The sequence below is a fragment of the Kitasatospora sp. NPDC028055 genome, assembly GCF_040637885.1.
GTDB lineage: Bacteria > Actinomycetota > Actinomycetes > Streptomycetales > Streptomycetaceae > Kitasatospora.
In genome coordinates, this window is the sequence record NZ_JBEZXE010000003.1 from 17,010 (window position 1) to 36,131 (window position 19,122).

Here is a 19,122-nt window from a genome sequence, read left to right on the forward strand (position 1 = left end):
CGGGCCTGTTCCTGGACGGTGTCGACCAGGGTCTGGAGGAGGTCCTCCCTGTCGTCGAAGTGGTACGAGATCAGCCCGCCGCCTCCGGTGGGGGAGGCGGCGGGGTGGTGTGGCGGAGGAAACCGGGAGGTCAGGGCGCCCGGGCGAGCAGGACGGGCTGGAAGAAGCCGGTGTCGGCGGGGTGGCGCCAGTCGGTGGCGGTGAGGCCCGCCTCGGTGGCGAAGGTGCTCAACTGGGCCTGGGTGAGGGCCCAGTAGCTGGACCGGCGGACCGTGGTGCGCCACTGTCCGGTGTCGTCCGGTAGGAGTCGGAAGAGCTCCAGGTCGTAGCGTTCGCCGTCCTCGCGCCAGTGCCAGAGCTGGAAGAGCACCGAGCGCCGGCCGTCCGGTTCGGCGGTCTGCGGCAGGGTGGCGGCGGGACGGTCCCGGCGCAGCTCGTCGTACGGGCGGGTGGAGAGCAGGAGCAGCCCGCCCGGGCGCAGCACCCGGCGCATCTCGGCCAGCGCGGCGCGGACGTCCTCGGCCGCGAGCAGGTGGGGGAGCGCGTTGTCGGCGCACACCACGACGTCGAACCGGCCGTCCGGGAAGGGGAGTTCGCGCATGTCGGCGGCCGCTGCGGGCAGTCGGAGCCCGCGTGCGGCGGCCTCAGTGGCGGCCCGGGCGGCGGCGACCGGGCTGAGGTCGGTACCGGTCACCTGGTGGCCCAGCGCGGCCAGTCCGATCGCCTGGGTGCCGATGCCGCAGGCGCAGTCGAGCACCTCGGCCGGGCCCTCGCCCAGGTGCTCCCGGACGAGGGCGTCCAGGGCCGCGCCCTGGCGGGTGAGCGCGGCGTTCCAGTCGGCGTAGAGCAGGTGGTAGTCCTCGGCGAAGTCGTCGTAGAAGCGGCCGAGCTCGGACTGCGGTGTGCTGGTCATGGCGTCGAGGTCTCCCCGCGTGGTGGTCGGCAGGAGGACCAGCGGGCGGCTCGCCGTCCTGGCCGTCCTGGCCGTCCGTCCTGACCGTCCTGGCCGGCCGTCATGGCCGCTATCCTCGCGCAGACGTATCGACCGGGGGTAGCGGCTTTCGAGGCCGCGGTTCCGGAACCGGAGGAAGGGGCGGACCGTGGAACGGATACCGGACGAGGACCCGCTGGACGGGATCCGTCCGCTGCTGGAGGCGGGGGAGGCGGTTCTCGGCTACGAGCCGGACGGGAGTTGGCCCGGCGCTGGGCCGACGCCCGGGTTCGCCGACCGCTGCTGGGTGCTGCACACCTTGCGGGTGGACGGGCGGCCGGTGCGCTGGGCCGAGGCGCTGGCGGGCGCCGGGCGGCGCCTCGCCGACTGGCCCTTCACGCTGTCGCACCTGGTGTTCGACCGGCGCGTCGTGCTCCCGGGCGAGGTCGACCACCCGCTGATCGGGGTGCCGGACCGCGACTGCCTCGCGCGGCTGGTGGAGGTGCTGGCCCGGCACAGCGCCGACGGGCCGGCGACCGACTGCCGCCTCGCCTCGGCCGCGATCGAGGACCTGCTTCGACCGGTGACGGCCCACCGAGGCCGGCTGGACGAGGTGCTCGCCCACTACGACGCCCGGCCGGAGTACGCCCAGTTCCCCGCGCACTGGTGGCCCGCGGACCGCTCCTGGTTCGTCCTCACCAACTGGGACCTCAGCGCCACCGAGGTCTTCGGCCCGCCCGCCCTGATCGCCGACCTGCTCGCCGACACCGGGCTGGAGGCCGTCCGCCACCCGAGCATCGCGGCGATTCCGGACGGCCCGGTCCGGTGGCCGGAGTGATCGAGCTGCCGGCAGGGTCCTGGTGGGACTGGGACGTGTACTCCTGGCGCCCGGGGGAACTGCGTCTGGCCGCCGGGCACGACCTCGGCTACCACCACGGCCTGGAGCTGGTCCTCACCGACCCGCTGTACGTCCGCTGCCCGCAGGCCTTCCAGGATCCGGTGTTCCGCGAGCCGAGCGTCGAGGAGCGACGGCTGGTCGAGCGGCAGTGCGGGGAGCAGCCGGAGGTGCTGCTCGCGTTCGAGGCGGACGGCGGCGGGGCGGAGCCGGTGTCCGGGCTGATCGCCGCCGGAGGCCTGGAGGTGCGGGTGGGGTGGGTGCTCCGGTACCCGGCCGGTTCCGAATCCACTGGCAGCGCGGCGCCGGCGCCGCGATGATGCCACGCATGCGCACCTTCGAAGAGCTGATCGCCGAGGCCGGGTCCGTCCCCGTGGACGGTTGGGACTTCTCCTGGCTGGACGGCCGGGCGACCGAGGAGCGCCCCTCCTGGGGCTACCAGCGGCTGCTGGCCGGGCGGTTGGCGTCGGCGTCGGCGGCCCTGGACATCCAGACCGGCGGCGGGGAGGTGCTGGCCGGCGCCCTGCGTCAGGGCGGCCGCCCGCCCGTCCTGGCGGCCACCGAGTCCTGGCCGCCCAACCTGGCCAAGGCGACCCGGCTGCTGCACCCGCTGGGCGCGGTGGTGGTCGCCGACCCGGACGAGCCGCCGCTGCCGTTCGCGGACGAGGCCTTCGACCTGGTCAGCAGCCGGCACCCGGTGAAGGCCTGGTGGTCGGAGATCGCCCGGGTGCTGCGGCCCGGCGGCGCGTACTTCGCCCAGCACGTCGGCCCGGCCTCGGTCTTCGAGCTGGTCGAGTACTTCCTCGGGCCGCAGCCCGAGGCGCGCGAGGGCCGCCGCCCCGAGGCGGAGAGCGCCGAGGCCCGGGCGGCCGGGCTGGAGGTGGTGGACCTGCGTTCGGAGCGGCTGCGGATGGAGTTCCGCGACATCGGCGCGGTGGTCTACTTCCTGCGGAAGGTGATCTGGATGGTTCCGGGCTTCACCGTGGAGGGCCACCTCGACCGGCTGCGCGAGCTGGACGCCCGGATCCGGGCCGAGGGGCCGTTCGTCGCCCATTCGGCGCGCTTCCTGATCGAGGCGCGCAAGCCGTAGCGGCCCACCGGGGGGACGGCGGACCGCTACGGGCGAGGGCGGTGGCGAGGGCTCACTCCAGGCCGGTGGCTCAGGCCTGGGTGACCAGGTCCAGGTACTCGTCGTGCCACAGGTCCTCGTCGCCGTCCGGCAGCAGCAGCACCCGGTCCGGCCGGAGCGCCTCGATGGCACCGGGGTCGTGGGTGACCATCACGATCGCACCCGGGTAGGTGCCGACCGCGGCCAGCACCTCGGCCCGGGAGGCCGGATCGAGGTTGTTGGTCGGCTCGTCCAGCAGCAGCACGTTGGCGCCGGAGTGGACCAGGGCCGCCAGCGCCAGCCTGGTCTTCTCGCCGCCGGAGAGCACGCCGGCCGGCTTGTCGGCGTCGTCCCCGCGGAACAGGAACGCGCCGAGGACGGTCCGCAGTTCGCCGTCGGTCAGGTCGGGCGCGGCGGCGGCCAGGTTGTCGCGCACGCTGAGCGCCGGGTCCAGGGTGTCGTGCTCCTGGGCGAAGTAGCCGAGCCGCAGGCCGGTGCCGGCCACGACCCGGCCGGAGTCCGGGCGTTCCTGCCCGGCCAGGACGCGCAGCAGGGTGGTCTTGCCGGCGCCGTTGAGGCCGAGCACGACCATCCGGCTGCCCCGGTCCACGGCGAGGTCCAGGCCGCTCAGCACCGTCCGGCCGCCGTAGGCCTTGGCGAGGCTGACCGCGCCGAGCGGGGTCCGGCCGCAGGGCGCGGGCTCGGGCAGCCGGATGCGCGCGGTGCGCTCGGCCTGCCGTACGGGTTCCAGCTCGGCGAGCATCCGGTCGGCGCGCCGGGCCATGCTGCGGGCGCTGGTCGCGGTGGCGACGTTGGAGCGCATCCGGTCGGCCTGGGCGTGCAGGGCGGCGGCCTTGCGCTCGGCGTTGGCCCGCTCCCAGGTGCGGCGGCGCTCGTCGGCCGCGCGCTGGGCCAGGTAGGCCCGCCAGCCGGTGTTGTGGACGTCGAGCGCGGCGCGCTGCGGGTCCAGGTGGAAGACCCGGTTGACGGTCTCCGCCAGCAGGTCGAGGTCGTGGCTGATCAGCACCAGCCCGCCCCGGTGGGCGGCGAGGAAGCCGCGCAGCCAGCCGACCGAGTCGGCGTCCAGGTGGTTGGTGGGCTCGTCCAGCAGCAGGGTGCCGTGGTCGGCGAACAGGATGCGGGCCAGCTCGACCCGGCGGCGCTGGCCGCCGGAGAGGGTGCCGACGGGGGCGTCCAGCACCCGGGCGGGCAGCCCGAGCCCGGCCGCGACCCGGGCGGCCTCGGCCTCGGCCGGGTAGCCGCCGCGGGACTGGAACGCGGCGTCGGCGCGCGCGTAGGCGTCCATCGCCCGGCGTTCCTCGGCGGCGGAGCCGGCCCGGGCCATGGCCCGTTCGGCGTCGCGCAGCGCGCGGACGGCGGTGTCCAGGCCGCGGGCGGACAGGATGCGGTCGGTGACGGTGACGGCCGGGTCGGCGGCACGGGAGTCCTGCGCGAGGTAGCCGACCGGTCCGGTGCGGGTGACCGTACCGGCGGCGGGGGGCAGTTGGCCGGCGAGGGTGGAGAGCAGGGTGGTCTTGCCGGCGCCGTTGCGGCCGACCAGGCCGATCCGGTCGCCGGGGGCGATGTGCAGGGTGACGTCGGACAACAGCAGACGGGCGCCGACGCGCACGTCGACACCACGGGTGGTGATCATGGGATAACGCTCCGAAACAGCTGACGGGCACACGGGTGGCGTGGAGGCGGGTCCGTCAGCTAGGAGATTCGGGGCGTAGACATGTCGGCCAGGCTAGCGGGCGGCCGGAACGGACGCACCCGAATTAACGGGTGCATCCGGACCGGACCGGATCGGACCGCTCGGCGAGGCGGGCCGGGCCGGACCGGACCGTTCGGTGAGGACGGCCGGGGCGGCCGCACCGCTCGGCGAGACGGCCGTCAGCCGCGCAGCACGGCGGCCACCACCGCCGGGTGGAACAGCCGGGTCGGCGGCGCGACCAGCGACAGCACCTCGTGGAAGGCCGCCGTGATCGCGGGGTTGTGGGTGGCGCCCCGGAGTACCTTGTCCAGGTAACGGTGCTGGAGCCTGATCAGCGCGCCCGAGGGCCCGCCCGTGGTGGCGGCGAAGCGGACGTCCTCGGCGCTGGACATCATCCACGCGGTCTTGGACACCGCCGCGATCTCCCGGCGCGCGTCACGGGCCGTGGCCGGCCCGACGCCGCCGTGCCGGGCGGCCGTGCGGCGCAGCACCTGGGCGCAGAACAGCGACACGGTGATGCCCTGCCCGTACACCGGGTTGAAGGTGCTCGCGGCGTCGCCGACCGCCACCAGGCCGTCCGGGGCGCCGTGTTCGTAGTGCCGCCGCACGCCCGGGCCGGGCAGGAAGCCGCGCACCTCGCCCGCCGGTTCGGCGCCCCGCAGCATGTCCGCGAGGGCCGGGTCGCGCAGCCGGGACAGGTGCTCGGTGAAGCCCTCGGTGCCGGGTGCGGGTTCGGCGCCGCGCATCCCGGCCAGGCTGACGATCCAGCGGTCGCCCTCGACCGGCAGCAGGACGCCCATCCGGGGCTTGTCCGGGGCCTTGGTCTGGAGGTAGACCGCCTGGTGGCCGAGGTCGACGCCGGGCGGGCGGTGGAACAGCCGGGAGGCGTACGCGACGCCCGCGTCCACCCGCTCCTCGGGCACCGGGCGGCCCAGTTCGCCGAGCCACTTCGGCACCGAGGTCGAGCGGCCGGCCGCGTCGATCACCAACTCGGCCGGGATCTCCCGGACTTCGCCGCGCTCCTGGCCGCGCTCGCGGACCTTCACCCCGGTCACCCGCTGCGCCGAGCCGAGCAGGCCGACCACGTCGGTGCCCTCCAGGAACTCGATCGACGGCTCGGTGCGGACCCGGTCCAGCACCACCTTGTCCAGCACCGGCCGGGTGCAGGAGAGGAAGGCCAGCTGGGCCGGGTAGTCGGCCATCCAGCCGGCGGAGCTGAGCCACCGGAGGTCGCCCGAGGTGGAGACCCGGTGCGCGCCCGCGTCGGTCAACTCCTGCTTGATGCCGGGCATCAGCTCCTCCAGCGCGCGGTGGCCCGCCTCCAGCACCAGGTGCGCGTGCCGGCCCTGCGGCACCCCGGCCCGGAACGCCGGCTCGTCCGGGTACCGGTCCCGCTCCACCACGACGATCCGCTCGGCGCGGCCCCGCAGCGCCCAGGCCGCCACCACGCCGGCCAGCCCGCCGCCGATCACCACCGCCGTGCCCCGCGCGGGGGCCGTCTCCAAAGAATTCATGCGACGTAGCGTAGTGGCGGCGGCGTCGGAGCGTAATCGGTCCAGTTGGACGAACGGGCGGACGGCGCAAGTCCGTTGACGTCGGGTCGGGACGGTCCAGGAGCCGCCGGGGGATCCGGTCGGAACGGTGGCGGTGAGGGGCGGTGGAGCGGATCGGTCGGGCGGGTACTGAACGGGTACTAAAATCGGGCGGGTTGCGTCAGCGTCCTGGTCCTCCGGGGCGCGCGGATTCGAGGAGGTGAGAGCCGTGGAGTGCAGTAGTACGGGTCGAAGTCGGCCCCGCCCCCGGTTGTCCCGCAGGATTCGCGGCCCCCGGCACTCCTCCTCCCGTACGGCTCCCGAGCAGGGCTGACCCCGCCACCGGCGGGGCGTTGCTGCCGGTGGCGCCGTGCGCGTGGCGGCGGGCCGGGCGCCCCCGGCCCGCCGTGCCGAGCGCGGCGGTGGCCGGGCACCCACCGTGGAGGTTCCCCGCCATGTCCGACTGGCGTGTGCGCGCCGTGCGCGTGAGCAAGCGTCCGTTCTCCCGTCCGACGGCCGAGCGGCGGCCCGTCGATCCCCGCTCCGCGCCCGAGCACTCGATGGACCCGCGCCCGGACCAGCCGGTCGAGCCGGTGGCCCTGGAACGTTCCGTGGTGGACGCGGCGGTCTACCGCGACGGCCGCCGCACCGACGCGCCCGCCGACCTCGCCGAGATCTACCGCGAACTGCCGGACCGGCCCGGCACGATGGCCTGGATCGGGCTGTTCCGCCCGGCGGAGGCGCAGCTGCTGGAGGCCGCGGACCGGTTCAACCTGCACGAACTGGCAGTCGAGGACGCCATCGTGGCCCACCAGCGGCCGAAGCTGGAGCGCTACGGCGACACCCTGTTCGTGGTGCTGCGCGCCGCCCGCTACCTGGACGAGGCGGAGGAGGTGGACTTCGGCGAGATCCACCTGTTCGTCGGCCCCGAGTTCGTCATCACCGTGCGCCACTCGCAGGCCCCGGACCTCTCCGCGGTCCGCCGCCGCCTGGAGGACGACCCGGAGCTGCTGGCGCTCGGCCCGGAGGCGGTGCTGTACGGGGTGCTGGACGCCGTGGTGGACGGCTACGCGCCGGTGATCGCCGGGCTCCAGCACGACATCGACGAGATCGAGACCGAGGTGTTCGGCGGGGACCCGCACGTCTCCCGCCGGATCTACGAGCTGTCCCGCGAGGTGATCGAGCTCCAGCGGGCCACCCGGCCGCTGCTGGAGATCATGCGGAGCCTGGAGGCGGGCTTCGGCAAGTACGGCACCGACGAGGAACTCCAGCGCCGCCTGCGGGACGTCGCGGACCACGCCACCTACGCGGCCGAGCGGGTGGACGGCTTCCGGCAGATGCTGCAGAACATCCTGACGGTGAACGCGACGCTGGTCTCGCAGCGGCAGAACGAGGAGATGAAGCAGCTCGCCGAGGCCGGGCACGCGCAGAACGACGAGATCAAGAAGATCTCCTCCTGGGCGGCCATCCTGTTCGCGCCGACCCTGATCGGCACGGTCTACGGGATGAACTTCGAGATCATGCCGGAGCTCAAGTGGGCCTTCGGCTATCCGTTCGCGATCGGGTTGATGGCGCTGGTCTGCACCGGGCTGTACCTGGTGTTCAAGCGCCGAGACTGGCTCTGACGGCCCCCGGCGGGCCGTCCGGGTGCCACCGACGACCCCCGCGCTAAGGAAGCGTCAAGATCCCCCTCCGCCGGTGTCAAGGAGCCGTCAGGGAGCGTCTCATCGCTGGTGGCGCGGCACTAGCGTCGCGCGGCGGAGAGAAACGGTTCTGTGCGCGGTTCCCACCGGGAGGTTCGGTTCCCACCGGGAGCCTCCGGAGGACCGTGCCACGGGGGAAAGGGACGTGTGGTCATGACCACCTCGACTGCAGGCAGAGCGGCCACCTCGGAGGAGGCGGCCGCCGGAGGGGACGACGGCCCGGAACCGGCCGGGAGCGGGGAGCCCGCCGGAGCGCGGGTGCCGTCCGGACCGCTGGCCCGGCTCGGGCAGGGCCTGCGGACGGTCGGCAGCCGCTCCTACTGGACCACCCCGCGCCTGGTGCGCGGGCTCACCGCACTGAGCCTGGCCGCCCTGATCGGCCTCGGCGCCACCGCCACCGCCGTGCTCGGCGGCGCCCGGGACGGCACCGACACCATCGGCCACCGGGCGGCCCCGCAGGCCACCCGGGCCGCCGACCTCTACTTCGCGCTCAGCGACATGGACGCCCAGGCCGCCAACCTGCTGCTGGTCGGCGACGACCAGGACTACGCCGCGCTGCGCAAGCAGACCCTGGACACCTACGAGCTGCGCCGCAACCAGGCCGACGACGACCTCCAGCAGGCCGCCCAGGCCGCCGCCGACGACCCGGCCGGGCAGCGCGCCGTCCAGCTGGTACTCGGCCGGCTCGGCAGCTACGAGGCCCTGGTGGCCCGCTCCCAGCTGCTGGAGGAGCAGGCCAAGGCCCCGGCCGGCAAGCCCTCGCCCGCCGCCCTGGACGCCTACCGGCAGGCCTCCGACCTGCTGCGCAGCCAGCTGCTGCCCGCCGCCGACCAGGTCACCGCCGCCAACGAGGCGACCGTCGACCGCGTCTACGGCCAGCAGCGCGCCGACCTGGGCACCGGCTGGTGGTGGCTGTTCGCCGTCGGACTGCTCGCCCTCGCCGCGCTGTTCGGGCTCCAGCGCGCGCTGTTCGTGCGCTACCACCGGGTGTTCAACCCCGCGCTGGCCGGCGTCACCCTGCTGACCGGCGCGGTGCTGGTGACCGGCCTGGCCCTGGTGGGCCGCACCTCGGACCACCTGGCGACGGCCAAGAGCGACGCCTACGACTCGGTGATCGCGCTCAGCCGGTCCCGCGCCGTCGCGTACGACATGAACGCCGACGAGAGCCGCTACCTGATCGACCCGAGCCGGGCGGCCGTGTGGGAGCAGGCCTACCTGGAGCAGAGCCAGGCGATCGTCCACTTCGACGGGGCGACCATGGACAGTTACGGCACCCGGCTGCAGACCGCCGTCGAACGGCACCACCAGGACCGCTCGACCGTCCCCTTCGGCGGGTACCTGGGCGACGAGCTGCACAACATCACCTTCCCCGGCGAGCAGGCGGCCGCGGAGCGGGTGTTGAGCGCCTTCCAGGAGTACCAGGCCATCGACCACCGGATGCGCGTGCTGCGCGGCGCGGGGCAGCTCAAGGACGCGATCACCCTCAACACCGGCCTCGCCGAGGGGCAGTCCAACTACCAGTTCGGGCAGTTGAGCACGGCCCTGGAGGACACCATCGACGTCAACCAGAAGGCGATGGACTCGGCCGTCGCGGCGACCGACGGCGACCTCGACGGCACCACGGCGGCCCTGGGCGGGGTCGTCCTGGCGGCGGCGGTGGCGCTCACCGCGGTGGGGGTGCGGCCCCGGCTGCGCGAGTACCGGTAGTGCGCGGCCCGTTGACGGGGCGACCGTATGACGGGACGGCCGGATGACGGCACGGCCGCATGACGGGACGGCTGTCTGACGGCACGGCCGGATGACGGGATGACTGGAAGGCCGTGATCCGGGAAGCCGGAGGACGGGGCCCGGTGGCGATCGGCGGACCGCCACCGGGCCCTGCCGGCAGGCGGGGTGGCCGTCACCGGTGTGCCGGATTGACAAGCACCCTTGCCGTCCCGGCGAATAGCAGGCATGGCCGACGAAGAGTTCGAGAACGTCCTCACCACGGTGGGTCCGCGGCTGCGGGCGCTGCGCCGGGAGCGCGGCACCACGCTCGCCAAGCTGGCCGCGGCGACCGGGATCTCGCTCAGCACGCTGTCCCGCCTGGAGTCCGGGCAGCGCAAGCCGACCCTGGAGCTGCTGCTGCCGCTGGCCCGGGAGTACCGGGTGCCGCTGGACGAACTGGTCGGCGCCCCGGCCACCGGAGACCCGCGGATCCACCCGCGCCCGGTGACCAGGAACGGGCAGACCGTCATCCCGCTCACCCGCCACCTCGGTGGTCTGCACGCGTACAAGCACATCGTGCCACCGGGCCGGAACGCCGGGCCGGAGCTGGAGTTGAAGGTCCACGAGGGCTACGAGTGGCTGTACGTGCTGTCCGGGCGGCTGCGGCTGGTGCTCGGCCCGCACGACCTGGAGCTGACCGCCGGTGAGGCCGCCGAGTTCGACACCCGGACCCCGCACGGCTTCGGCAACGCCGGCCCGCAGCCGGTGGAGTTCCTCAGCCTGTTCGGCCCGCAGGGCGAACGGATCCACATCAGGGCGCGCCCGGGAACCTCAGTTCGGTAGGTTCGTTCCCTGACAGGGGGTCTCCGCTTCGGGCTCCCCCCAGGCCGTCGGGAGGGGCCGAATACATGAGTGTGCAGCAGAGCACGGAGTCCGGCGAGAGCGGCGGAACCGAGCAGAGGCCGGGGACCGCGCCGGCGGGGCCGGACACCAGGTCGGAAAGCGGCCCGGGTGCTGGCCCTGGCACCGGCTCGGGCACTGGTTCCGGAGCCGGGACGGAGGAGCCGTCGGAGCCGGAAGCCGGGCGGGCCGCCGGACCGGAGGAGCCCGCCGGGAACGGTGCGAAGCCCGCGCGCAAGAAGCGCCCGTTCTGGCAGGAGCTGCCGATCCTGCTGGTGATCGCCCTGCTGCTCTCGCTCGGCATCAAGACCTTCTTCGTACAGGCCTTCTCGATCCCCTCCGGTTCGATGGAGAACACCCTGCAGATCGGCGACCGGGTGCTGGTCGACAAGCTCACCCCGTGGTTCGGCGCCGAGCCGGAGCGCGGCGAGGTGGTGGTCTTCCGCGACCCGGGCGGCTGGCTGGAGGACACCCCCACGACGAGCTCCGGCGGCTTCACCAGCACCGTTCAGAAGGCGCTGAGCACCGTCGGCCTGATGCCCTCCGCGGACGAGAAGGACCTGATCAAGCGGGTCATCGCGGTCGGCGGCGACACGGTGGAGTGCAACGCGGGCAGTCCGGTGAAGGTGAACGGCGTCGCGCTGGACGAGCCGTACGTGTTCCCCGGGGCGACGCCCTGCGACAACGACCCGGTCGGCACCGTCACCGTGCCCAAGGGCAAGCTCTGGGTGATGGGCGACCACCGGAACAACTCCCGGGACTCCCGTCCGCACCAGAACCTCACCGGGGACGGCTTCGTGCCGGTGGACAACGTGGTCGGCCGGGCCTTCGTGGTGGCGTGGCCGATCTCCGACTGGTCGACCCTGCCCGTCCCGGACACCTTCGACAAGGTGCCCTCCCGGGCCGCGGGCGGCCCGGCGGAGGCGCCCCCGGCGCCGGCGGCGCTCGCCCTCGCGGGCGTGGTGCCGATCGCGCTGTGGCGGCGCCGGCGGGCGCGGCGCACCGGGCGCTGAGCGGGACCGCTTCGCCGGAACTCCACCCGCCGTGTTCTACGCGGCTGTAGAGTTCCGGCGACGGGCCGCGGCGACGGGCGCGGTCGCACCGGTCGGAGCGGAGGCGGAGCCGTGGTGGAGGGTTCGAACGGGCCCGCGGTGTCCGCGATGTCGCCCGCCGTGTCGTTCGTGGCGTCGCCCGCAGTGTCGTCCGCCGAGTTAGCGGCGCCCGCCGTGTCGTCCGCTGAGTTCGCGGCGCCCGCCGAGGTGCCCGGGCGACCGGTGGACCGGGAGGTCCGGTGGGTCTACCAGCCGGTCGAGGTCGACCTCGGTGACGGCCGCTGGGCGCCCGGCCGGATCAGCGGCTGGTGGCAGGACCCGGCCGGGCGGAGCTGGTGCCAACTGCGGGTCGGCCGCAGCGGACGGCCCGCCGACTGGCGGCCGTTCGAACCCGACCGGGTACGGCTGCTACCGGTCGCCGGGTTGTGAAGAGAGTGTCAGGAGTTCTTGGCGGAACCGTTCGAAGGCACCTGTCGTCCCTGGGAGCGAACGCCGACTAGGCCACTTTCAGCAACCGGGGACGACGTGAGTTCCGAGATCTACTTCAGCAACAACTACCGCGACCTGTGCGAGCAGTACGGGACCGGCGCGGGCTTCCAGTTCGAGTTCTCCTGCTACCGCTGCTCCGACACCTGGCGCTCGCCGTTCGAGCGGTTCACCACCGGCCAGGTGGCGGGCTGGCTGGGCAAGGGCGTCAGCGCGGCCTGGAACCTCATCGGCGGCAGTGCCAACACGATCAGCAACGCCGCGGACGGCCTGGCCGGCCACACCTGGGGCAGCTCGCGGGACGCCGCGTTCCAGCGCGCGATCGACAACGCCCGCTCGCACTTCAACCGTTGCGCCCGATGCACCCACTACGTCTGCGGCCGCTGCTTCAACCCGGAGCAGGGCCTGTGCTTCAGCTGCGCCCCGGACACCGCGGCCGAGGCGGCCGCGGCCCAGCGGCGGGGCCTCAACGACATGGTGTCGGACCGGGCGTACCAGGTCGGCCAGCAGTCCGGCGCCGAGTTCGACGTGCGGACACCGCGCCAACTGGTCTGCCCGCAGTGCCACACGGAGACCCACGGCACGCCGTTCTGCCCGGGCTGCGGGTTCAAGCTGGCGCAGCCCGTCCAGTGCGGGCAGTGCCACCAGGACGTGCCCGAGGGGGCGGCGTTCTGCCCGTCCTGCGGGACGAGGCGCTGAGCGGCGGTCAGTCGACGCGACGGGGCGCCCGCAGGCCGGTGAGGTCCGTAGGCGCCCCGTCGGTTCGTCCGGGGGGCGTCGGTCGCGGGACGGCCCCCGGGAGGGCGGCTCAGCCGTACGACACGTTGGCGCACGGGTCGTCGTCGGCCGAGCGGGCGGTTCCGCTGACGCTGCTCGGCAGCGGGGCCGGGGCGGCGGGCGCGCCGGGGGTCGAACCGGTGGCGGGGGCCGGGTTGGCGGCGGCGAAGTCGCGGCCGAGCACCACGCTCAGGCCCTTGCCGCCAGCCTGGACGCTCGCCCCGGGGAAGAGCTTGGCGACGGCCTCGGCGTTGCCGCGCTCGCCCGCGCCGTACTCGACCACGGTGGTGCTGCGGGCCTTGCCGGCCGCGTTGCCGACGGCGGTGACGGTGTAGCCGGCGGCCTTGACGGTCTCGGCGCCCTTGCTGCCGACGCCGCTCTCGCCCGTGCCGTTGAGGACGGCGACCTTGATGTCCGCGTTCTTGGCGGCCGCCGTCGGGGAGGGCGTGGCCTCGGCGCCGGGCGGGGTGCTGGGGGCGGCGGAGCCGCTGGCGGCCGGGCTCTGGGCGCTGGCGTCCTGGCCGTCGATGGTGTGGTCGGCCTTGAGCGCGGCCCAGAGCTGGTCCACGTCGGGGTGGACCAGGGCGACCCGGGGGCCTTCGTAACGCCACGGCGCGGTGAGGAACTTGACGTCGTGCAGGTCGACGTCCTTGATCGACATGGCGAAGGACATCAGCTTGGCGGCCGAGCCGAGGTCGGGGTCGACGGTCAGCGACTTGGTCGCCGCGTCGGCGAGCGGCAGCAGGGTGGTCGGGTCCATGCCGCGGGACTTGACCTCCTTGATGAGGGAGGAGAGGAAGGCCTGCTGGCGCTTGGTGCGGCCGATGTCGGAGCCGTCGCCGATGCCGTGCCGGACCCGGACGAAGTCCAGCGCGGACTGGCCCTCGACCTTCTGCTTGCCCTTGGCGAAGATCAGCTTGCCCTTGCGGCCGAGGTTGGGGTTGAGATCCCCCTCGTAGACGTTGTTCGGCAGGCAGACCTCGACGCCGCCGACCGCCTTGGTCATCGCGGCGAAGCCGCCGAAGTCCACCACGATGGTGTGGTCGACGCGCAGGTTGGTGAGCTTCTCGACGGCGTTCTGGGTGCAGGCCGGGTTGCCCTGGTCGGTGTTGCCGACCGAGAACGCGCTGTTGAACATCACATTGGTCTGTTCCTTGGTCCACTTGCCGTTGGGCAGCTTGCACGGCGGGAGGTCGACCAGGGAGTCGCGGGGGATCGAGATGCCGACGGCGTGCTTGTGGTCGGCGTAGATGTGCAGCAGGATCGCGGTGTCCGAGCGGGCGCCTTCGTCCCCGCCGCCGCCCAGGTCGCTGTTGCCGTTGCCGCGGCTGTCCGAGCCGATCATCAGCACGTTGACCGGGGTGCGGCCCTGGGCGTCCGGGGCGGCCGCCTCGGGGCGGTCCTTGCTGAGGGCGTCGCGGTCGAAGGTGGTGATGTTGCTGTTCAGGCGGTAGTAGACGGCGCCGCCGGCGAGGACCAGGAGGGCGGTGCAGCCGGCCGTCACCCAGAGCACCTTCTGCTTGGTGCTGCGCTTGGGCTTCGGCCTGGCCCGGCCGGCGGGGCGGGCGTCGGGTATCCCCTTGCCCGGGCCGTCCTTGGCCGAACGGTCCTTGGGGGAACGGTCCTCGGGGGAGCCGTCCCTGCTCGAACCGTCCGCGCCCGTACCGGGTTTGCGGTTCGCCGCTCTGCGTCCACCGGCCCGGTGCGACGAATTCTCGCTCTCGGTGGAACCCCTGCGACCCGACACGGCGTCATCCTCCACAGTTGCCACGGAACCCCGACGGAGCGGTGGCTTGCGTGGTCCTGGGTCGGAGTCGGATCCGGTCGTCCCGCCGCTAAACTTTTACACCGCTGTAGAACTTCCAGAGGAGCATACTAGGCGCAGATGAGAAAAATACTGGTCAGACCATGAGAGAAGGTCGACCGGGTCTCATCTCCGTCGCTCCGTACCCGTACGAGGAGCACGATGACTCACCGGATCGCACGTTCGATAGCCGGCGTCCTGGTGGCACTGCTGGCCGCCGTCGGCCTCGGCGCCGCGGCATCGAGCGCGACGGCGGTGGCCGCACCCCGGACCGCCGTGAGCGGCACGGCCGTTGCCGGCGGAGCGGCGGCCGGGACCGCCGCCGCCCAGGGCGCGCAGGACCGGCAGGTCGCGCAGGTCGGACAGGTCGCGCACGTCACGCAGGTCGCGAAGGTCGCGCACATCGCGGCCAAGGAGAAGAAGAAGTCCGGCTTCTTCGCCAAGCTCGGCAAGTTCCTGCTGGTCGTGGTCATTCTGATCATCCTGTTCATCATCCTGGTGATCTGGGGCATCGTTCACCTGGTGCGGAAGCTCTTCCGCCGTCGCTGAGTCGGTTCCGGGGCGGCCCGCCCGGGTGCCGAGACGGCGCCGAGGCGGGCCACCCGGCTGTGATTGGCCCTGTCCCGCCCGGCCGCCGCGCCCCAGGATGGGCGGCATGAGCGACTTTTCCCGGAACCCCGCCGCCGACGCGCTGCGCCCCGAGAGCCGGATCGTCCACCCGCCGCTGGCCGGACTCGGCGGCGCCCGGCCGATGGGCATCCCGCTGCACCAGGGCCACCTGTACGCCTTCGAGACCAGCGAGGCGCTCACCGCCTCCTTCGCCGGCCCCGACGGCGCGTTCGTCTACAACCGCTACGGCAACCCCACCGTCCGCTCGCTGGAGGACGCCGTCGCCGACCTGGAGGGCGGCACCGGGGCGCTGGCCACCGCCTCCGGAATGGGCGCGATCAGCACCGTGCTGCTCGCCCTGCTCCGCTCCGGCGACCACCTGATCGCCCAACGAAGCCTGTACGGAGGGACGTTCGCGCTGCTGGCCGACCTCGCGCAGCGGTGGGGCGTCGAGGTCACCCACGTCTCCGGCTCCGACCCGGACGAGGTGGCGGCGGCGCTGCGGCCCACCACCCGGCTGCTGCACCTGGAGACCGTCTCCAACCCCACCACCCGGGTCACCGACCTGCCCGGGCTGATCGCCGTCGCCAAGCGGGCCGGGGTGCTCAGCGTGGTCGACAACACCTTCGCCACCCCGCTGCTGTGCCGCCCGATCGAGCACGGCGCGGACGTGGTGGTGCACTCGGCCACCAAGTACCTGGGCGGGCACTCGGACGTGCTGGCCGGGATCGCGGTCTTCGCCGACCCCGAACTGCACCGGAAGGTCTGGCACCACGGGACCGAACTCGGCGCCAGCGCCGACCCCTTCGCCGCCTGGCTGACCCTGCGCGGCCTGCAGACCCTGGCGCTGCGGGTCCGCCGTCACTGCGACACCGCGCTCGACCTGGCCACCCGGCTGGCCGCCCACCCGGCCGTCGACGCCGTCCACTACCCGGGCCTGCCCGACCACCCCGACCACGAACTCGCCCGCCGCCTGCTGCCCGACGGCCACGGCGGCGTGCTGGCCTTCGACCTGGCGGGCGGCCGCGAGGCGGCCCGGGCCTTCACCGAGTCCGTCCGGCTGGCCGCGCTGGCACCCTCGCTGGGCGGCGTCCACACCCTGGTGGTCCACCCCGCCAGCACCTCGCACCGGCAGCTGTCGGACGGGGAGTTGGCGGCGGCGGGCATCGGCCCGGGCACGGTGCGGGTCTCGGTGGGCATCGAGCACCCGGAGGACCTGTGGGCGGACGTCGAGCAGGCCCTCGCGAAGGCCGGGTGAGGCCCGACCCGGTGGGGCGGTAATCCCGGTGGGGCGGGTAATCCGGGCGGGGCGGTAATCCGGGTGCGGGGACCGTGGCCGACCGGGCATGATCCGGCCCATGGGAACGGACATCCGGGGCTTCGTGGAGTGTCGCACCTGGGCCCCGGCCCTCAACCCCGGGGAGCGGGCCTGGCAGGCGGCCGTCGACCTCTCCCTGCTCGGCCCGACCAGGGACTACGCCGCCTTCGCCTGCCTCTTCGGGGTGCGGGACCCGCACGGCCACTGGCGGCCGGTGGTCGGCGCCCGCGGCCTGCCCGAGGACGCCTCGGCCACCACCCGGGCCGGGTACGCCTCCTGGGGGCCGGCGGCCTTCGGCGCCACCTGGCTGGGCTGGGACGAGGTGCTCGCGGTGGACTGGGACGAGCCGGCGCTGCCCCGGGCGACCAGGATCGCCCGGTACCGGCGGCGGCCCGACGGCTCGCTGGATCCGGTCCGGCGGGAGGACTGGAGCCGGACCTTCGCCCGGGCCGCCGGGATCGACAGCCGGACCTTCGACTTCGGGCGGCTCGGCGAGCACTGGGCCGAGGGCACCGAGTGGGACACCGGCCCGCTGGTCTTCCGGGCCGAGCGCGACCGGCGCCGCGACGCCGTTCCCGCCGACGGGCCGTGGCGGCCGGTGTGGACGGTGCTGCGCACCCCTGCCGAGGTGCACGGGGAGCAGCACGTCCGGCTGGTGGTCTGGTTCGAGGAGTAGCCCGGCGGGCCGGTGGTCCGGCTCGAGAAGTGGTCCGGCTCGAGAGCTGGGCGGGCGGGCCGTCAGCGGGCCCTGGGCCGGGCGGCGAGCAGGGCGATGTCGTCCTCCGCGGCGGGCGCCGGTGGCGGGGCGAGGGAGTGCAGGACGGCGTCGAGGAGCTCGTCGAGGTCGCCGGTGGCGGGGAGCCTGAGGGCGGCGAGGCGCTCCAGCGAGGTGTCGATGTCCTCGTGCCGACGCTCCACCAGGCCGTCGGTGTAGAGCAGCAGGGTCTGCCGGGGGTCGAGCGGGTGGGTGGACTGCTCGTAGCCGCCGAAACCGGTGCCGAGCGGCGGGCCGGTGGGGACCGGCAGCAGCTCGGTGGGGTGGTCCGGGGTGATCAGGGCGGGCGGCAGGTGCCCGGCGCTGGAGAAGGTCCAGCGGGCGCGGCCGGGGTCGGCGAGGGCCAGCAGGCAGGTCGCCGGGCGGGCGGTGTCGTCGGCGGAGATCACGGTGTCGAGCTGGCGCAGGATCCGGTGCGGGGGCAGGTCCATGGTGGCGATGTCGCGCAGCGCCGAGCGGTAGTGGCTCATGTCGACGGCCGCCTCGACGCCGTGCCCCATCACGTCGCCCATGGCCAGCAGGGTGCGGCCGAAGGGCAGTCGGACCGTCTCGTACCAGTCGCCGCCGACCACCGAGCTGCTGCCGGAGGGCAGGTAGCGGGAGGCCAGCGCGAGGTTCTGGTGCGGATTGCCGGGCTCGCTCAGCAGGGCCCGCTGGAGTTCCAGGGCGATGCCCTGGGAGCGGGTGTAGCTGCGGGCGTTGTCGATGCCGGTGGCGGCGCGGGCGGCGAGGTCGCCGAGCAGGGCGGCCTCGTCCGGGGTGAAGGCCGGGGTGGCGGCGGTGCGGCCGAGGGTGAGCACCCCGACCAGGCGGCCGCGGGCGGCGAGCGGCAGGACCAGCAGTGAGGCGGTGCCCGCCGGGCAGGCGTCGGCGGGGCCGGGTTCGGTGAGCACGGCGACGCCGCCGGCCAGGCCGCGGGCCGCGGCCGAGCCCTCGCGGTGGCGCACGGACTCGCCGGGGCGGGCCAGTTCGGCGAGGGCGGCGTCGAGTCCGGGTACGGCCCGGACCGCGGCGCGGTGCAGCCGCTGGGCGCCGGCCCGGCCCGGGCGGGCGGGCTCGGCCTCGGGCGGCAGTACGTCGACGACGGCGAGGTCGGCGAGGGCGGGCACGGTGAAGGCGGCGAGTTCCGCGCAGGTGGTGCCGATGTCGAGGGTGGTGCCGATCCGCTCGGCGGCGGCGTCCAGCAGGGCGAGCCGGGCGCGGGCGTGTTCGAGTTCGCGCAGCTGTTCGCGGGCCGGGTCGGGGTCGTCCAGGACCGCGACGATCACGCCGGTGGTCCGCCCGCCGTTCCGCAGCGGCCGGTAGCGCACCCGTAGCCCGGTCGGGACGGGGGCGTCCGGGCCGTCGGGACCGCCGCTGACGTGCTCGCGGTCGCGGCCGTCGGCGAGGACGCGGCGCAGGGTGGCGACGGCACCGGCGAAGGGGGTGGCCGCGGCGGCGCGGCCGAGCAGGTCGGCGCGGCGCAGGCCGGTGACGGTGGTGAACGCCGGGTTGAGGTAGTGCCAGCGCAGCTGGTCGTCGAGCAGGGCGATGCCGACCGGGGCGGTGGCGAGCAGTTCACGGAGCAGGTCCGGGTCGCTGCCGGGGGGCTCGTCGGTGGGGTACTCCTTGCCTGGGTTCTGGCTGCCGGGGCTCTGGCTGCCTGGGTTCTGGCTGCCGGGGTTCTCGATGTCACGGCCCGGGCGTCCGAGGCGGTCACTGCCGGTGATGGAGGCGAGGCGCGCGGCGAGGGCTGCCGCGGTCGCCGTCAGGGAGCGGGCGTCCGGGGGTGGGGTGCCCTCTGCTCGGGGCCCGTGCCGGAAGTGCATAGC

At 74.3% G+C, this 19,122-nt stretch carries 17 protein-coding genes; 12 read left to right on the plus strand and 5 right to left on the minus strand.

Going from position 1 to position 19,122, the window contains the following annotated elements; genetic code table 11:
* Positions 1-130: 130 nt before the first annotated feature.
* Positions 131-913 (minus strand): methyltransferase domain-containing protein, encoded by a 783-nt coding sequence (locus tag AB0F71_RS06310; protein WP_360229050.1) that lies wholly within the window; start codon positions 911-913, stop codon positions 131-133.
* Positions 914-1,100: 187 nt separating this feature from the next.
* Between AB0F71_RS06310 and AB0F71_RS06315 the strand changes: the two genes are divergently transcribed.
* Genes AB0F71_RS06315 through AB0F71_RS06325 form a run of 3 tightly spaced genes read left to right on the plus strand, consistent with a single transcriptional unit; the run spans position 1,101 to position 2,916 of the window.
* The gene (locus AB0F71_RS06315) at positions 1,101-1,769 is read left to right on the plus strand and encodes a hypothetical protein (RefSeq protein ID WP_360229053.1); all 669 of its coding nucleotides are present in this window, start codon (positions 1,101-1,103) and stop codon (positions 1,767-1,769) included.
* Positions 1,766-2,146 (plus strand): hypothetical protein, encoded by a 381-nt coding sequence (locus AB0F71_RS06320; RefSeq protein WP_360229056.1) that lies wholly within the window; start codon positions 1,766-1,768, stop codon positions 2,144-2,146. The genes AB0F71_RS06315 and AB0F71_RS06320 overlap by 4 nt, the downstream gene beginning before the upstream one ends.
* 8 nt (positions 2,147-2,154) lie before the next feature.
* Entirely contained in the window at positions 2,155-2,916 is a 762-nt protein-coding gene (locus AB0F71_RS06325) for a class I SAM-dependent methyltransferase (protein WP_360229059.1), read from the plus strand.
* Between the two features lie 70 nt (positions 2,917-2,986).
* Here AB0F71_RS06325 and AB0F71_RS06330 read toward each other — a convergent pair whose 3' ends face one another.
* Together AB0F71_RS06330 and AB0F71_RS06335 are read right to left on the minus strand one after the other, a co-directional pair.
* Complete coding sequence (locus AB0F71_RS06330; protein ID WP_360229062.1) at positions 2,987-4,588, minus strand: ABC-F family ATP-binding cassette domain-containing protein; 1,602 nt, start codon at positions 4,586-4,588, stop codon at positions 2,987-2,989.
* 239 nt (positions 4,589-4,827) lie between these two features.
* On the minus strand, positions 4,828-6,162 hold the full coding sequence (locus tag AB0F71_RS06335) for an FAD-dependent monooxygenase (protein ID WP_360229065.1): 1,335 nt from the start codon (positions 6,160-6,162) through the stop codon (positions 4,828-4,830).
* Between the two features lie 473 nt (positions 6,163-6,635).
* On the opposite strand from AB0F71_RS06335, the gene AB0F71_RS06340 reads away from it, so the two are divergent.
* The 6 genes from AB0F71_RS06340 to AB0F71_RS06365 all read left to right on the plus strand — a co-directional run bounded on the left by AB0F71_RS06340 (position 6,636) and on the right by AB0F71_RS06365 (position 12,727).
* Positions 6,636-7,805, plus strand: coding sequence for a magnesium and cobalt transport protein CorA (locus AB0F71_RS06340; RefSeq protein WP_360229068.1), 1,170 nt, complete (start codon positions 6,636-6,638; stop codon positions 7,803-7,805).
* Between the two features lie 231 nt (positions 7,806-8,036).
* Positions 8,037-9,590 carry a hypothetical protein gene (locus AB0F71_RS06345; protein WP_360229071.1) on the plus strand — a complete coding sequence of 518 codons (1,554 nt, stop codon included), beginning with the start codon at positions 8,037-8,039 and terminating at the stop codon, positions 9,588-9,590.
* 246 nt (positions 9,591-9,836) lie between these two features.
* A complete protein-coding gene (locus AB0F71_RS06350; RefSeq protein WP_360229074.1) occupies positions 9,837-10,433 on the plus strand; it encodes a helix-turn-helix transcriptional regulator in 597 nt (198 codons plus the stop codon).
* 65 nt (positions 10,434-10,498) lie between these two features.
* On the plus strand, positions 10,499-11,503 hold the full coding sequence (lepB, locus tag AB0F71_RS06355; RefSeq protein ID WP_360229077.1) for a signal peptidase I: 1,005 nt from the start codon (positions 10,499-10,501) through the stop codon (positions 11,501-11,503).
* Between the two features lie 213 nt (positions 11,504-11,716).
* Positions 11,717-11,971, plus strand: a complete 255-nt coding sequence (locus tag AB0F71_RS06360) for a hypothetical protein (protein ID WP_360229080.1) — start codon at positions 11,717-11,719, stop codon at positions 11,969-11,971.
* Positions 11,972-12,067: 96 nt separating this feature from the next.
* Positions 12,068-12,727, plus strand: a complete 660-nt coding sequence (locus tag AB0F71_RS06365; RefSeq protein WP_360229083.1) for a zinc ribbon domain-containing protein — start codon at positions 12,068-12,070, stop codon at positions 12,725-12,727.
* A gap of 109 nt (positions 12,728-12,836) precedes the next feature.
* Here AB0F71_RS06365 and AB0F71_RS06370 read toward each other — a convergent pair whose 3' ends face one another.
* Positions 12,837-14,318 carry an LCP family protein gene (locus AB0F71_RS06370; protein ID WP_360229494.1) on the minus strand — a complete coding sequence of 494 codons (1,482 nt, stop codon included), beginning with the start codon at positions 14,316-14,318 and terminating at the stop codon, positions 12,837-12,839.
* 492 nt (positions 14,319-14,810) lie between these two features.
* On the opposite strand from AB0F71_RS06370, the gene AB0F71_RS06375 reads away from it, so the two are divergent.
* The 3 genes from AB0F71_RS06375 to AB0F71_RS06385 all read left to right on the plus strand — a co-directional run bounded on the left by AB0F71_RS06375 (position 14,811) and on the right by AB0F71_RS06385 (position 17,212).
* On the plus strand, positions 14,811-15,158 hold the full coding sequence (locus tag AB0F71_RS06375; RefSeq protein ID WP_360229086.1) for a hypothetical protein: 348 nt from the start codon (positions 14,811-14,813) through the stop codon (positions 15,156-15,158).
* A 106-nt stretch (positions 15,159-15,264) separates the two neighbouring features.
* The gene (locus AB0F71_RS06380) at positions 15,265-16,476 is read left to right on the plus strand and encodes an aminotransferase class I/II-fold pyridoxal phosphate-dependent enzyme (protein ID WP_360229089.1); all 1,212 of its coding nucleotides are present in this window, start codon (positions 15,265-15,267) and stop codon (positions 16,474-16,476) included.
* 100 nt (positions 16,477-16,576) lie between these two features.
* Positions 16,577-17,212 carry a hypothetical protein gene (locus AB0F71_RS06385; protein ID WP_360229092.1) on the plus strand — a complete coding sequence of 212 codons (636 nt, stop codon included), beginning with the start codon at positions 16,577-16,579 and terminating at the stop codon, positions 17,210-17,212.
* Positions 17,213-17,274: 62 nt separating this feature from the next.
* Here the strand turns inward: AB0F71_RS06385 and AB0F71_RS06390 are convergent, their stop codons facing one another.
* Positions 17,275-19,119 (minus strand): SpoIIE family protein phosphatase, encoded by a 1,845-nt coding sequence (locus tag AB0F71_RS06390; RefSeq protein ID WP_360229095.1) that lies wholly within the window; start codon positions 19,117-19,119, stop codon positions 17,275-17,277.
* Between the last annotated feature and the right edge of the window lie 3 nt (positions 19,120-19,122).